This is a genomic window from Flavobacterium sp. (assembly GCF_027533505.1).
In the GTDB taxonomy this organism is placed as follows: domain Bacteria; phylum Bacteroidota; class Bacteroidia; order Flavobacteriales; family Flavobacteriaceae; genus Flavobacterium.
The window spans coordinates 1-16,282 of the sequence record NZ_JAPZUB010000024.1; the positions used below are offsets into that span (position 1 = coordinate 1).

The 16,282-nt window shown below is 40.0% G+C and carries 11 protein-coding genes; 4 read left to right on the top strand and 7 right to left on the bottom strand.

Features of this window, described 5'->3' with window-relative positions; all coding sequences use genetic code 11:
* Positions 1–89: 89 nt before the first annotated feature.
* The 4 genes from O9316_RS05140 to O9316_RS05155 form a co-directional block, all read right to left on the bottom strand.
* Positions 90–2,669: a DUF3427 domain-containing protein gene (locus O9316_RS05140; protein WP_298204786.1), complete on the bottom strand. Its 2,580-nt coding sequence runs from the start codon at positions 2,667–2,669 to the stop codon at positions 90–92.
* Entirely contained in the window at positions 2,669–3,064 is a 396-nt protein-coding gene (locus O9316_RS05145; protein WP_298204787.1) for a (deoxy)nucleoside triphosphate pyrophosphohydrolase, read from the bottom strand. Before O9316_RS05145 ends, O9316_RS05140 begins: the two co-directional genes overlap by 1 nt.
* A gap of 76 nt (positions 3,065–3,140) precedes the next feature.
* Positions 3,141–3,380: a hypothetical protein gene (locus O9316_RS05150; protein ID WP_298204788.1), complete on the bottom strand. Its 240-nt coding sequence runs from the start codon at positions 3,378–3,380 to the stop codon at positions 3,141–3,143.
* Between the two features lie 210 nt (positions 3,381–3,590).
* Positions 3,591–6,629, bottom strand: a complete 3,039-nt coding sequence (locus tag O9316_RS05155; RefSeq protein WP_298204789.1) for a choice-of-anchor I family protein — start codon at positions 6,627–6,629, stop codon at positions 3,591–3,593.
* A 624-nt stretch (positions 6,630–7,253) separates the two neighbouring features.
* Between O9316_RS05155 and O9316_RS05160 the strand changes: the two genes are divergently transcribed.
* Together O9316_RS05160 and O9316_RS05165 are read left to right on the top strand one after the other, a co-directional pair.
* A complete protein-coding gene (locus O9316_RS05160) occupies positions 7,254–7,559 on the top strand; it encodes a DUF1778 domain-containing protein (RefSeq protein WP_298204790.1) in 306 nt (101 codons plus the stop codon).
* A complete protein-coding gene (locus O9316_RS05165; protein WP_298204791.1) occupies positions 7,531–8,046 on the top strand; it encodes a GNAT family N-acetyltransferase in 516 nt (171 codons plus the stop codon). Before O9316_RS05160 ends, O9316_RS05165 begins: the two co-directional genes overlap by 29 nt.
* Positions 8,047–8,613: 567 nt before the next feature.
* Here the strand turns inward: O9316_RS05165 and O9316_RS05170 are convergent.
* From O9316_RS05170 to O9316_RS05180, 3 genes are all read right to left on the bottom strand, one after another.
* Entirely contained in the window at positions 8,614–10,632 is a 2,019-nt protein-coding gene (locus O9316_RS05170) for a M13 family metallopeptidase (RefSeq protein ID WP_298204792.1), read from the bottom strand.
* Between the two features lie 249 nt (positions 10,633–10,881).
* A complete protein-coding gene (locus O9316_RS05175) occupies positions 10,882–11,841 on the bottom strand; it encodes a hypothetical protein (RefSeq protein ID WP_298204793.1) in 960 nt (319 codons plus the stop codon).
* 173 nt (positions 11,842–12,014) lie between these two features.
* A complete protein-coding gene (locus tag O9316_RS05180) occupies positions 12,015–13,037 on the bottom strand; it encodes a LacI family DNA-binding transcriptional regulator (protein ID WP_298204794.1) in 1,023 nt (340 codons plus the stop codon).
* A 159-nt stretch (positions 13,038–13,196) separates the two neighbouring features.
* Here O9316_RS05180 and O9316_RS05185 point away from each other — a divergent pair, with 159 nt between their 5' ends.
* Both O9316_RS05185 and O9316_RS05190 read left to right on the top strand, forming a co-directional pair.
* A complete protein-coding gene (locus O9316_RS05185) occupies positions 13,197–15,836 on the top strand; it encodes a TonB-dependent receptor (protein WP_298204795.1) in 2,640 nt (879 codons plus the stop codon).
* Positions 15,837–15,927: 91 nt separating this feature from the next.
* Positions 15,928–16,281 carry a glutaredoxin family protein gene (locus O9316_RS05190; RefSeq protein WP_298204796.1) on the top strand — a complete coding sequence of 118 codons (354 nt, stop codon included), beginning with the start codon at positions 15,928–15,930 and terminating at the stop codon, positions 16,279–16,281.
* Position 16,282 lies beyond the last annotated feature (1 nt).

The following is a 16,282-nucleotide window of genomic DNA, read 5'->3' on the forward strand; positions in this document are numbered from 1 at the left end:
CAATCTAAAGCTCCGATTTAACCAAATTAAAGAACTAATTATTTTTTGGTTACAATTATTGTTCAACTTTTTCACTAAAAATAAAACCACTATTTTAATCGAAATTTAAAATAGTGGCTTTTTAAGGAATGACTAATTATATATCCACCAACATTTTGAGCCAATGGATTTGTTTCCCAATTTAATATTCTAAAAACGTCTTTTCGAGAATATTTTTGATAAAGTATAAATCCATTTATAAAGTTTTTACGATTAAAATTCTTATCATAGACATATTTAGCATATTCAATGTTATCCAATAAAAAGTCTCTAAAATAAGGTTTGATTAAAGATTGACTAAATTCATCAGTTAGCTCAATTTTAGAGGTGTTTAAGATTACATTTTTTATTTTATGAATTAAACTAACAGGTTGTAACTTTTTATCCTTATTTTCTGTAACAAAGTCAAAATTCAAATTTCGAATAGCAGACTCAATCGTTTCAATTGTTGGTTTGTAATCATAATTATTGCTAATTATTTTTTGAACTTCGGCAACTGATATAGAACCATTTTGTATTAACAAATCTAGGATTAAGACTTCTTCAATACGTTTAGCATTATTTATATCAGTTGCAAAACACTCAAGTAATTTTACCTCTTTTTCCGTTAAGTTATGATTAAAATCTTTCTCAATTAGTTTCACAAAATTGAAATACGATTTGGCGTATTTTACATATAAAAAAGGATCTCTTGAACCGTGTTCTATAAAGTCCATCATCATTGGAAAGTGCCCGATTTTATTTTTTAAAAGAGTATAATCGTTGTCTAATTGTCTTTTTTCGTGCATTTTAGCTTGATCAATTGCTTCGAATATTCTTTTTTTAGTGATCTCCTCAAAATTAATTGTTGACGCTCCTGGAATTAAATTACTTCCACCTGACATAAGTTTGCGAAGTGTATCTTTATTGTATGAGGAGTCACCATAAAGGGCAATTGGAATTAAATAAGAGTTTGAATAATTGCCAATAAAATCAATAACGGTCAAATATTCTTTATCCTCAGCTTTTCGTAATCCCCGCCCTAATTGCTGAACAAAAACTATAGCAGATTGTGTAGGGCGTAACATAATTACTTGATTGATACTTGGAATATCTATACCTTCATTAAAAATATCTCTCGTAAAAATGTAATCAATTTTCTGGGATAAGTCACTTGTCTCTAATCGAGAAATAGCTTCATTTCTTATTTCTTCTGAATCATCTCCTGTTAAAGCAATGGACTTTAAACCACGATCATTGAATGCTTTTGCAAGTTCTTTACATTCATCAACTCGTGAACAAAAGACTAAACCACGAATAACACCAGAGTCGCATCCGTAAATTTTTGATTTTTCAATAATATGATCAACACGCTCATTTGAAGTTAAGAGTCTGAAATCAGCATTTTCCTTTAACAAATCTCCATTAACAGTTATATCTGTAACACCAAAGTAATGAAAGGGACTGAGCATGTCTTCATCCAAAGCTCTGTTAAGACGAATTTCATAAGCAATATTATAATCAAAAGATTTAAATATGTCAAAATTGTCACCTCTCTCAGGTGTAGCAGTCATGCCTAACAAAAAATTAGGATCAAAATGATTTAAAATTCTTTGGTATGTGTCAGCTCCAGCACGATGAGTTTCGTCAATTACTATATAATCAAAATGGTTAGAATCAAAATTGTCTAAATACGATTGTTTTGAAATAGTCTGAACAGTGGCAAATAAAAAGTCGGCTTCTTCTTTGTTATTTCCTGTGAACATTCCCATCTTTTTTGTACTTCCAAAGATTTTTTTAAAAGTCCGCATTGCAGCTTTCGCAATATTCTCCCTATGAACGATAAATAAAAATTTTCTAGGGTTCATTTCAAGAACATCAAAAGCCGAAAGAAAGGTTTTGCCTGTCCCAGTTGCAGATATTAAAATAGCTTTTTTTTTGCCTAAAGCACGAAGTCTTTTTAAGTTGCCAAGAGCCTCTTTTTGCATAGCGTTTGGAACAATTTTTATAGAATCAATATTTGCTTCTTCAAAATGTTTTTGTCGTTCTTTTCCACTGATGTAAATAGGTTCGTAATATTTAAGAAAGTTTAAATCTACAATTGTCGCGTCATTAAAATCTCTTGTGAACTCCTGAATTGTATCATGTATTATTTGACTTATAGGTGTTGCTGAAATTTTTAAATTCCATTCTTTATTGGTACAAAGAGCATTTGCAGTCAAATTACTACTACCTACAATTAAATTATAAATAGATCCCTTTTTAAATAAATAACCTTTGGAATGGAAATTACCGTGTGTGACAATACGTAAATCAATGTTTTTAAATTGCATTAATTGCCGAAGAGCTTCAGGTTGGGTAAAGTTTAAGTATTGAGAAACAAGTATTTTCCCTTTAACATCTTTACGCTCAAGTTCTAATAAGACGTTTTTAATAGAGGCAACTCCACTTGTAGTAACAAATGCAACGGAAAACCAAAACTCATCGTTTTTCTTTAGTTCATTTAATTCCCGTAAAAGAGAAGAAAGAACTTTTCTCCCTTGAATTTTATCATTCAATAGTAATTGGGGATGGTATTCGTTTACAGAATGAACACCACGGTCAACAAATCCTGTTTTTAGGCTTTCAAATAATATTTGGTGTAAATCCATTAACGGCTTGAACTTAATTTTTCAACAATAGGAATATCTGCGGCAGCCCAATCTAATTGAAAGAGCTCGTCTTTACTTAACCATTTAAAATCTACATGTTCATTCAAGATTAATTCAGTTGAATTACAATTGCAGATATAACTATGCATAATTATCCTAAAATCAGGGTAACTATGATCAACAGTCAAAAAGTGTTCTTTAATTTCTATAGTTAAGTTTAATTCTTCAGAAATTTCACGAATTAAAGCCAATTCAGAGGTTTCATTTTCTTCAACTTTTCCTCCTGGAAATTCATATTTATACGCTATATAATCAAACTTACTATCATTTCTTTGAAGGCAAAGAATTTTATTTTCATGGATGATGACTGCGGCTACAACTTCAACTGTTTTCATGACAAATGATAATTATTCAAAAGTAAGCAAAACCCGTTTACAAACAATTAGGTAAATTTTTAAAATAGTATTTTGATTAGCTTAACGGATTCAATAAATAGTTTTTCACCGCCACCCTCCAAACCTCTCTTTCCAAAAGATACAATTCTTTGGCGACGTCCCACCCTTGAATAAACTCTTCGTCATTTGGGGAGATGGCTTCACCGTCGAGAGCGCGGGTGAGGATGTCTATTAAGGTTATGGTGCTGCTGGAGTAGTAATGGGGATAATACTTTTCTACTATATCCCAGTGTGCGGCGCTGAGGCGTGTTGTCATTTGTCAAATACTTTTTATAAAAATATAAAAAATTCCCTCCGAAGGCAAACGGAGGGAGTAGGTGTTGTGGGAGGACCCCAAGCGGCGTGTACATGAATAGTGTAAAGGTCGAAGACGTGTGTTAGCAGGGCGTTGTGCCAGCGTTATTGAATTGTCAAAAAAAATCCCCGAAACCGAAGCTCCGGGGATTACACAACAACGAAAAAAAGACTACTTCACTATAAATTTTTGGGATTGTCCCGACTCTGTTTGTATAATATAAACCCCCGGTGCCAAGTCCTGTGTAGGTATCGTGAGCGCTTGGGGATAATACCCTACTTTTTGCCCCATTAAGGTATACACGGTACAGTCGGCAGCACGGTTACAGTACAATAACCCGTCTTGGGCTACTGGGTTGGGGAATACCGCAAAAGGCATTACCGTCGTGTCCCACTCTGGGCGCCCAAGGCCGTTGGTGTCGATTTCAAAAACCGTAAGCGTTCCACTAATTTCATTGGCTACCAAAATATAAGGCTTGCCCGTTGTAGTGTTTTCAGGCTGAATATACGTAATGCCCTCTGGACCGTGATCTCCTGCATAAGCCGAAGTGCTGCGGCTGTTTTTGTAATCGGTCAACACGGGTTGCGCGGGATCGGTAATGTTGTACACCATCACCCCTCCGATACGCTCCAACGATACAAACGCAAAGGTTTCTGCCCCTAAGGTCGCTATTGTTACGCCTTCGGGTTCAGGGCCTTTCGCACGACTGCGTCCTTTTGGGGTATTGTTTTCGTGATCGGCATTAAAAAGCGTAGGGAGATTGGCCGCTGTAAATCGTTCAAATTGATCGCCACTGTCATACACCAACGTTTGTGTATCGGCATTGAAAATAGAGAATGAACGCGACCCAACACAGTACAATTGCTCCAATTCGGCATCGGCATCGGTGTTGCCGTTCAAATTGGTAATTCGGAAACGACCTAAATTACTGTTTTGTTTTAACACAGTAGCATTCGGAAACGCTGTAGCATCCAAAGCGGCGGCACCCACCGTTGTTCGTTCATTCAAGGCATTGTATTCGCGCTCATCACCTTCGTTGGCCGTAACCAAATAGGATACGCCGTTTACCGAATAATGGGCCATGGCATCGGGAATGTAATACGCTTGCAAAGGCCAGTTGGCAATCAAAATTTGCCCATTGTTGTCTGATACGTCAAATCCATTCCCTGGTAATGCAATGTTTTTTGTTCCCAAAGGCCATAACGAAGTGATGCTTGGTGTCGTTAGATTGATTTCGGCAATGGCATTGTTTTCTTGTAGGGTTACCCAAGCCTTTGTTCCGTCGGGATGAACTGCTAAATATTCGGGCTCTAAATCTTGTGCTAAGGTGCTTGTCGCTTTTCCTTTGCGAACGCCAGCACTAAGTAAAGCCGCCTCTTGCGCGTTGAAAGCGGTAAAATCTAAGGTAGTAACTTGCGCCTGCGTGGCCTGTGCAATACCTCCGCTAATATCGATGATGCTCACACTTCCCAAGGGATCGATAGTATAATCGCTATCGGGTTGTCCTTCATTGGCAGTGAGAATTTTTGTACCATCGGGCGTAAATGTAATCATATCGGGTAAAGCCCCTACCGTAAATTGATTTTGAAAAACCCCTTGCGTGTCAAATACAACCACCGATCCATTTAGTGCTTCATTAGCGTTGGGACAGGCTACGGCTACCAATCCGTTTTTGACGGCAACGCTCGTTACCCCACCATATGTATTCAAGTCCAAAGTTTGTATTACCGCCAATTGCGTAGGATTGCTAAAGTCAATAATGTCCAACTCGCCACTAACGGCACTGGTGGTAAACAAACGTTGCGTTGTAGGATCGTGAACTACAATTTCGCAGGTACGGTTGTTGGCCGAGCCTGAAGGGTCAAAACTGCCGATATAGTTGAGTTCTATTTCTTGCGAAAGACTTGGTGTAGGCGTATCATTGTCAATGATGTAAAGCGTTACCCATGCATTGGCCCCCAAAGTTACCCCCTGCGGATTTTCTAAACGAATTACCACATACTCGGCTTGCTGTTCAGCTAATGTATCGTCAATGATGGGAACCGTAATCGCAATCGTAGTAGGTGAAGTAGCGGAAAGCGTTATGGTTTGCGTTGCTGAAGTAAAGTCATTGGCATCGGCTGTGCTAAAGGGGACTGTTTTCACGACCCAATCCACTGCCGCTGCTGCCGGGTTGGTCACCGTTAAATTAAGGGTAACACTTCCCGCATTTTCATTGACCGTTACCAAAGAATTGGCAAAACTAATTGTAGGCTGTCCTGTGGTAAAAGTGATGCTTTGCAACGAAGCGAGGGCATTATTGGCTCCATCTTCAATAGTATTGGGCAGTAGTGCCAAGTAGTACGTTTGATTGACGGTTAAAGGCAAAAGTGGACTTACCGTAATTACAGTACCGTTGATGGTAGCGTCAAATGGAACGGCTGTCCCTGTGGCTGAAGTAAGACGTAATTCGATAAGCGCATCTACCGAGGTATTGTCTAGGGGATTATCATTAAGCAAACGAATGGGTTCGTTGAAGGTTAGGGTAGGTTGCGAAGTAAGCGCTACGTTTGTGGCATTGTTTTGCGGTGCAAAAGTAACCGTTGGCGGAAGGATGTCGGCACCTGAAAAGGGCGTTCCTTGTAGGGTGACATTATCAAAACGATTGTTTCCAACGGTGCCGCCACTGCCTTGTGCAAATTCAACTTTCAGTTTGAAATTTGGATTATTGGCAACTCCGGGAACCGATGAAAAATCAAGTGTGGCTAGAGCGGGGTCTCCATTGTTTGGGATGATGTTACTAAAAAAAGTATAGGTATTCCCATCGGTGGAGTAGGACCAGATTTGTGTTCCCGCTCCCGATCCAGATCGCCGTGTCGCCATTCGTATTACAATTGCTTCGTACCCTGTAGTAGGCAGGCTAAACACCAAAGCGCCACCGATGGGGTCATTGAAGCGCAAATGTGTTCCTGAGGGATCGCCATTTTGTGCGTTTAGATTTTGTACGTTGAAATTTTGTCCCGTTCCTCCTGGGACATCTATCGTACTGATTCCTCCAGGAAGGGCAATCAAGGTTGCTCCTCCCAAAGTTTGTGTTGGCGTTGTTAAAGCAGCCAATGAACTATTGTCGTTAAAGTTCCAATAGTGTACCAGTGTTTGTCCCCAAGCCTTGGGAGTGACATGCAAGAAGATGCCTAATACTAGTAAGGGTAGAAAGTCGTTTTTTCTCATGAGGTTTCGTGTTAGATGCCACAAAAGTCATGCGTTTGTTTTAGGTGAAAATGAAGCGAATGCTATAACTAGATTATGAATTCTATCTATTCTGTTAACTAGTGTTAAGAAATACTTTAAAAATGGGATTGCAGAACATTTTTTTGCAACAGTTTCTTTACGATAGCTTTACAAAAAAAATCCCCCACATCACTGCAGGGGAATTTTTTGAGTTTTCAGTCTCAGTTTCAGTCTTTCACGACTTGGGTTTTAGGGTAGTTAATTGAAAAAGTAGTTGAATGATTTTTTTGTACGGATAAAATACGTACATTTGTAAAAGCTAATTCAAGCTAACGTTTTTTATTAGAATTGTTTTTAGTACATTATTTGTATTAGTAAGAAATTAAAAAAAACACGTATTTATTGAAGTAATCAAACTATTAAAACGATGTTTAATTTAGAAAAAGTTTACATTTTTGATAATGATAAAAATGAAGAAATATTTTATTGGAGATTATAGGAAGATCGTAACGATCGAAGAAAAATTAGGGTCAAAAAAAGACAAGTTTATAGTCAGATTGACATTTATTATTATTTAAAGTTTTTAAGTGTTCGGAAAGAACCTATTTATTAAGGAGATTTATTATGGCAACATTAGTTAATGACAGAATCGATGTTCGAATTAGCAAAGAACAAAAGGAGCTTGTAAAGTATGCGTCTGAGTTGCGAGGTTTTAAGAGTTTGTCCGAATTTGTTGTCTTTTGTATTAATAAAGAGTCAAGTGATATTATTAGAAATAATAATATTATTTTAAAAACAATTGAGGATAAGAAGCTGTTTTTAGATGCGATACTTAATCCGCCAAAACCAAATGCTAAGCTTAAGAAAGCTCAAATGAATTATCATAATTTTTATTTGAGTGATGAAAATGACAATACAACTGTTAAGTAAAAGCCATCAAAAGAGTGGTTTTGATTGTGGGAAACCACTATTAGATAATTATATTAGAACGCAAGCAAGTCAAGATGTAAAAAGAGATTTGTCAGCTTGTTATGTATTAACAGAAGATGAAAATAATGAAGTTTTGGGGTATTATACCTTATCTAGTAATTCAATTGAAAGGACTTCATTTCCTGCTAAAATGACAGCAAGACTTCCGCCTTCTTATGGTGATTTACCAACTATATTATTAGGTAGATTAGCATTAGATAAAAAAATACATGGAAAAAGACTAGGTGAGTATTTACTTATTCATGCATTGAATAGATGTGTAGAAGTTTCACAAACTATTGGAGCCTTGGCTGTTGTTGTTGATCCAATTGATGAAGAAGCTGAAGAGTTTTATTCGAGTTATGGTTTTATCTTATTACCAGGGTCAAAAAAGATGTTCATGGCTATTAAAACTATTGAGGAGTCAATTCCTGTTATAGGACAATAATGATAAGGAGTCTTTTTTAACACTCCTTATTTTTTTATTAAAACCCCACTCTCAAAAAATCCTTTTTTAATCTTTGAAATATTATTTGGTTTAAATACCAAAATTGTCGGTATTTAATATGTCAACTGTTGGAAGATAAGCAGCTGCCCAAATTAATTGGTTAAGGTTATTAATGAAGTATCCATTTATGTAATCGTATTATATAATTAATAATTCGGATAAAAACGCTTTACAAAATCCCAGTCTATAATGTAAACTAACATGGTGAACATTTTTTTCGTTTCAGTCATAAAAAAATCCCCCACATCACTGCAGGGGATTTTTTAAGTTTCAGGTTTATTCCGCTTCGCTCCATCAGTCGGCTAAAGCCTCGTGTCAGGGTTAAGGTTTCAGTTTCAGCCCCGAAGGGTCGGGACAGTCACTATTCCCCCGCAGGGGGTTAGGGGGCTTACCAGTCACTAGTCACTAGCCTGCCTGCCGGCATAGGCAGGTCACTAATCACTGTTCACTAGTCACTAATCACTATTCACTAATCACTAATCACTATTCACTAATCACTAGTCACTACTACCAAATCTTCACGCGCTTTTCAGGCGCCAAGTAGAGTGCATCGCCGGGTTTTACGTTGAACGCTTCGTAAAATTCAGGGATGTTGCGAACGACCCCATTGATACGAAACTTGGCTGGGGAATGCGGGTCGGCGGCAATTTGCGTGCGCAAGGCTTCGGGACGGGATTTGTCAAGCCACACTTGGCCCCAACCCAAAAACACCCGTTGAATGCCCGTAAAGCCATCCAAAACAGGGGCTTCTTGGCCGTTCAAACTCATCTTGTACGCTTTCAAGGCAATGCTCAATCCGCCTAAATCGCCAATATTTTCACCCAACGTATATTCTCCGTTTACAAATAAATTGGGTAAGGCCTCAAAACTATTGTATTGTGCCACCAAAGCACTTGTTTTTTTCTTGAATGCAGCTAAGTCGGCAGCCGTCCACCAGTTGCGTAATTTTCCATCGCCATCAAAAGTGCTGCCTTGATCGTCAAAACCGTGTCCGATTTCGTGTCCAATTACCGCACCAATGCCGCCATAATTTACGGCATCATCGGCATTCATATCAAAGAAGGGCGGTTGTAAAATTGCCGCTGGGAATACAATTTCATTCACAGACGGATTGTAATAGGCATTCACGGTTTGTGGCGTCATGCCCCACTCGCTTCGGTCTACGGGTTTGCCTAATTTGGCTAAATTCCGGTTGTATTCGTATTCGGCACAACGCTGTAAGTTGCCGTATAAATCGTTTTTGGCAATGGTCAACGAGGAATAATCGCGCCATTTGTCGGGGTAGCCTATTTTAATCACAAATTTATCGACCTTTTTCAAGGCTTCTTTTTTGGTGGCTTCGCTCATCCAATCCAATTTTTTGATGCTTTCGGCATAGGCTTTCAACAGGTTTTTCACCATGACCGTCATGCGTTCTTTGGCCTCGGGCGAGAAGTGTTTTTCGACATATAATTTGCCAATCATTTCGCCCAAACCACCACTTACGGTTTGTACCGCGCGCTTCCAGTCGTCGCGTTGTTTTTCGGTTCCACTCAACACTTTTCCAAAAAATTCAAAATTTTGCTGGTCCAAGGCTGTCGTTAACGAAGTGGATGCACCGCTCAACACCGACCATTTCAAATAGGTTTTCCAGGTGGCGATAGGGGTTGCAGTATACAATTGAGCCAGTTTTTTCATGTATTCGGGTTGGGCAATGATAATCGATTGCTCTTTCCCCATACCCGCTTTGTTGAGGTAGGTTTTGAAATCAAATCCGGGCATTAATCCGGCTAAATCGGCTACCTTAAACGGATTGTTGAGTTTTTGGGTATCGCGGTTTTCTTCTTTGGTAATGTGAATTTTTGCAATTTCAGTTTCCAAAGCGACAATAGTGGCTGCATCGGCTTGGGCATTGGTGAACTGCGCCAAGCTGAGCATTTTCTGAACATGTTCGGTATAGGCTTTGCGAATTTGCGTCATTTCAGGTGCCGGCGAAAGGTAGTAATCGCGGTCGGGTAAACTCAATCCGCCCTGCCAAGTCATGATGACGTTTTTGTTGGGGTCAACAAAGTCCGTACTCACAAACACGCCAAATGGGGCCGAGATACCTTGACGGTTGGCTTCGCCCAAATACGCCGCCAATGCCGCATGGTCTTGGAGCGCATCGATTTTCTTCCATTCGGGTTGTATCGGACGCAATCCTTTGGCGTCACGCCCTTTACGGTCCATGTAAGACGCATAAAAATCACCGATTTTCTGTTCTTCCGAACCTTGTGAACTGTTGCTTTTGGCCGCGGCTTGAATGATTTCTTTAACGTCTTTTTCCGATTTGTCCAAGAGTATATCGAAAGCGCCATACGATGATTTATCGGCAGGAATCTTGGTTTTTCGGCTCCAATTTCCGTTGACATACGCATCAAAATTGTCCCCAGGTTTTACCAACGTATCCATATTGGCTTTGGTTATACCCGAGTGTAAAGGTTCGCTTTTTTGGCAAGCAGTAACTAAAGCTGCCAATGCTAAAACAGGGATTGTGATTTTTTTCATATTAAAGTTATTTTAGTCGGATTGATTGAATAAGTAGGTTTTTGTGGTAAAATGTTACAGAAAGCTGCTGAGCTTCTAACAGGCTGAGTTGCTGAGTGACCTGTAAAGTAAACAAACGGTTTGCAACTACCCGATAGTGGCAAAAATGCGAGCAGCATAGGCTCGTAAAGGTAGAGATTACACACGAAACCCAAAGGTGAAGCTACGAAAAACAAGCTATTTCAGGGCGGTGCTGTTCATGGCTGCCCATTATTCTACCGTAGTTATTTCTTCAGCTTTTTTATTCCAAAGTGTTATTCTTTGTTGTGTACTCGAGGTGATAATTTTGTTACCCATTTTATTCCAAGAAACTCCCCATAAATAGTCTTTTGAGTTTCCCACTGAAATGAGGTTTCCTTTTTTGTCCCAAATTCTCAAAACATCACTTGCTGACGCTAATCGACTTCCGTCTGGATTCCATGATAAGTTTCTGTATTCACCTATACTAATATCAATTGTTTTTAGAAGTTCACCTTGTTCATTCCAATATTGAAGTAATGATTTGTCTTTCTCATCTCCATAGTCGCCAGTTACAAAGAATTCTCCTGATTTGTGCCAGGCGATGCTTAACAACAACACTTCTTCAGGTCTGTGTTTTATGGACTTTATTAGGTTTCCTTCATTATCAAAAAAACGAATTTGATCAGTAACTGTAGTAAGCATGTTTTTTTTTGGATGCCAAGCGACGGCAGTAATTCCTTTGGTTGAGTTGCTTTGATTTACAAACTTTCTAATCAACTCACCTTTTATGTCATAGATTAATATTTGCCCATCATTGTCTGCAACAGCTAAATATTCACCGGTAAAATTCCAATCAATTCCTCTTGCTCCGTCAGGAGAAATTCCGGTTAATTCGATTTTTTCGTTTGAATCCAAATTAAGTATAAACGATTTTTCACTTGATACTTGTGTTACAACGCCAATTATATTTTTTGTAGGATGCCACTTCACACGAGTAATAGTATTTTTAACTGGAAATGTTTTATGTAGTTGTAAATCTGAATTGTATATGAGTAAAGAATCTATGTTTCCTCCAATTGCGATAAATTTTCCATTTGGACTCCACTCTGTTGTCCAAAGAATCTCTTTTTTATTTTGAGCAATTATCGGATTACAGCAAACAATAATCAGGAAATATAGAACGGTCAATAGTTTTATTCGATTGTTCATTATGCTAAAGTTTTTCTTGGGTTGTCTCTAACTAACTGCTGAGAAGCTGAGTCGCTAAGCTACTGAGCTCTGTAAACTGTATACTGAACACTGCATACTGAACACTGCATACTGAACACTGAACACTGCAAACTGAACACTGAACACTGCTCACTGAACACTGCTCACTGCCACTACCCCCGTGTCGACTCCCGTTCAATAATTTGGGTTTCGAGACGTACCGTTTTGGGTTCCCGGACTCTGTTTTCTTTACGAGCGTTGATTTCTTCGAGCAAAACGTTGAAAGCGGCAACTCCCATTTCGTAACTGGGTTGTTCTACTGTACTCAGGGAAGGGGTGATCACTTGCGACATGAACCAGTTGCTAAAGCCGATGACTTTGACTTGCTGCGGAACGGGGATTTTATGTTCGTTGAAATAGGCCAAAACACCTACAGCAACCAAGTCGGTAATGCAAAAAATGCCGTCAACATCAGGATGTTCTTCGAGAATTTGTGCGGCAAAGGCTTTTCCTTCTTCAAACGACACCCGACTGCAGGTGTATACCAAGGACGGGTCGTAGGCAATGTCGTGTTTTTCGAGTCCTTTTTTATACCCTAAAAAGCGATCGATAGCGTTTTGGGGATTCACGGGGCCGCGAATGTGGGCAATTTTTTTACAACCTTTACTGATCAAATGTGCCGTGGCGTCACTCGCGGCTTTTTGGTCGTCAATGATGACTTTGGAACTGTTGAGGAGTTTGGAAATTTTATCAAATTGCACAAAAGGGACGTTGCGGCGGAGGAGTTCTTTGAGGTGTTCGTCGTCGTTGGATTCGTTGGAAAGCGACATAACAATACCGTCCACGCGTTTGTTCAACAGCAGTTCCACCTGACTTTTTTCCATCACCACCGATTCATTCGATTGTTGGATGATCACCAAATACCCGTGTTTTTCTGCTTCGGCGACGATACCGTCAATAACACTGGAAAAGAAATGATGCACCAGTTCGGGGATAATGACGCCTATGGTACGGGATTCTTGCATGCGTAAATTGACCGCAAACGAATTGGGCTTGTATTGAAGCGTATCCGCAAGTTCGTGAACCGCTTTTCGGGTTTTGTCACTCACATCGGGGTAGTTTTTTAACGCCTTGGAAACCGTAGTAATAGAGATGCCTAGGGTTTCGGCTATTTGTTTTAACGTCGCTTCTTTCATTGAAACAAATATGGTGAAAAAAATCCATTTCCAAAATCGAAAACGTTTTCGGTATTTTCGAAAACGTTTTCGATTTTTATTTCCTAAAATTTTGGGAATCAAAAAACTAATTTCGGAAAGCTAATCAACAAAAATTATTAATCTATTAAAAACCAAAAAATGAAAAAAACTACGAATCTTTTGCAGAAAATGCTGTGTTTTACGATGCTTTTGCTCGTGAGTCAAGCTTTTGCACAAAGTGGTGTTTTGTCGGGAACGGTTACCGATACCAAGGGAAATGCCTTGATTGGAGCTAATGTATCGGCAGGGTCCAAATCGGCCACCACCAACGAAAACGGGTCGTATACCTTAAGCGGACTCGCCGAAGGGAAGACTACCGTTACCGTTACTTTTATCGGGTACAAAACCGTGGTGCAAGAAGTGAGCATCAAAGGCGCTACCACCGCCAATCTTCAAATGGAGGATGAATCCAAAAGTTTGGATGAGGTCGTTGTTACAGGGGTTGTGCGTCAACGTGCCAAATTGCAGTCGAGTGTTTCTGTGAGTTCGGTCAACACGGCGCAAATCGAGCAAGCTGCTCCGCGTTCAACCGCTGAAATCTTCCGTTCAATTGCGGGGATCAAAGCCGAGCCAACGGGAGGTGAAGGAAATGCCAACATTACGGTGCGCGGTATTCCAATCGCTTCAGGAGGGGCCAAGTTCTTGCAATTGCACGAAGATGGGTTGCCGGTAATGCAGTTTGGTGACGTAGCTTTTGGAAACGCCGATATTTTTGTGCGTAACGACCAAACGTTGGCCCGCGTGGAAGCCATCCGTGGGGGTTCGGCGTCAACCTTAGCCAGTAACTCACCTGCGGGGATCATCAACTTTATTTCAAAAGATGGTAAAAAAGAAGGCGGAACCTTGATGCAACAAGTAGGGGTGGATTTCGGTCAAACGCGTACCGATTTTGAATACGGTTCACCACTTTCGGAGTCGTTGCGTTTTCATGTAGGTGGTTTCTACCGTCAAGGTGAAGGGCCAAGAAATGCTGGGTATACCGCCAATTTAGGAGGGCAATTCAAAGCCAATTTGACCAAAGAATTCAAAAATGGCTATGTACGTTTGTATGTAAAATATTTGAATGATAAGTCGATCGGGTACTTGCCGATGCCAGTTAAGGTTTCGGGTACCAATGCCAATCCGAACTGGAGTTCGGTAAATGGATTTGACATTTTACAAGATACACCACACAGCGCTTTGTTTTTAGATAATTTAACAATCGGTGCCGATGGCGAACGTCGTCGTAGTAATATTGGCGATGGAATGCACCCTATCAATACTTCTTTTGGCGCTGAAATGTCCTTTGACTTAGGCGACGATTGGAAAGTAGAAAACCGTTTCCGTCAAAACTACATTAAAGGGCGTTTCGTGTCGTTATTCCCTGCCGAAGTTACCACAGGGGGCGCTTTAGCTACTGCTTTTGGAGTGTCGAATTTGACGTATGCCAACGGTCCTTTGGCTGGAACCAACTTTGGAAACAACAGTTTGGCGATGCGTATTCACACATTTGATACTGAAATCAACAACTTCAACAATTTTACCAACGATTTGAAATTGTCTAAAAAATTCGGTGATGTTGATTTGACGTTAGGGTATTACCGTGCGTTCCAAAACATCGGGATGTCGTGGTTATGGAATTCGTATTTGATGGAAGTAAAAGGCGATAATGCTGCATTGTTGAATGCCGGAACCGCTATAAGCAATGGATTGTATGCCTATGGTGTGCCTTTTTGGGGCAACTGTTGTACCCGAAACTACGACGCAAATTACGATATCACAGCACCTTATGCGGCTGCGCAGTGGAAAGCTAATGAGAAGTTAACAGTAGATGCAAGTGTGCGTTTTGATTCAGGAAAAGCGCGTGGAACGTATGCGGGCGCTACCCAAGCGGTCAATTTGGATGTAAACAATAACGGGGTGATTGACGGACCTGAAGCAAGTGTTTCGGTGGTCGACAATGCCAACCGTAAACCCATCAACTACGACTATGATTACACTTCGTATTCGTTAGGTTTGAACTATTTGTTGAATGAAAATCAATCCGTATTCGGACGTTACAGCCGAGGTGGTAGAGCCAATGCCGACCGTTTGTTGTTTGGTCCTAATGTGTTAAACTCTGGAGCAGCTGTAGGTGGATTGAGTGCCGATATGGTGGATCAAGCCGAAATTGGATACAAACGTCGCGGAACTAACCATACGTTTTATGCTACCGCTTTCTACTCTAAAGTTTCAGAGCAAAACTGGGATTTCGGTGGTGGCGCTGGTGGTATTCGTCAGATTCAACGCGAATACAACGCTATGGGTCTTGAGTTGGAAGGAAGCTACCGTATGAAAGATTTCAACATCATGGGTAATGTTACCTATACCAAAGCAGAAATTGCATCCGATGCGTTAAATCCTGCAGTAGAAGGCAACCGTCCTCGTCGTCAAGCGGATTTCATTTACAACATCGTACCTTCCTACAAATTTGGCGGTAAACGTCAGCACTTGGTAGGATTCTCTGTGATTGGAACAACCAAAGCCTATGCACAAGACGACAATCAATTGGTCATGCCAGGGTATGCCTATGTAAATCCATTCTTGAGCTTTGAATTGACACAAGGACTTTCGGCAACAGTAAATATCAATAACGTTTTTGACACTATCGGAATTACCGAAGTAGAAGAAGGAAGCATTATTGAAAACCAAGATAATATTGTTCGCGCACGCGCTATCAACGGTCGTACTACATCGTTGACCTTAGCGTACCGATTCTAAGATTCTATTCATGTTTATTTTTGTTAGCAATTCCTGCGTCACGAGCTGGCGTAGGAATTGTTTTTACGTAAATTAGTCCAAAAACACGTGTATGAACTATCGTATTCTTTTCGTATGTCTTAGCTTGTTGTTGAGCGGTTATGTAGGGGCACAAACGCCTGAAAAGACAACTCCAACGCAGCCTGCTCAAGAGCAAGTAATTCGTATTTACGGCAGTGCCGATTGTCATTATTGTATTGATGCCAAGGTGTATTTGGACCAACGTAAAATTCCTTACCTCTTTTTTGATATTGACCGTGACCCCGAGGCGTTACGTGAAATGTTGGCCAAGTTAAAACAAGCCGGGATGCCAACGTATGGGATAGCTATTCCCGTGGTTGAGAAAAAAGGGGAGCTGTTTATGAATAATATTCCATTTGAAGATTTTTTAAAAAAATTGGATTAAT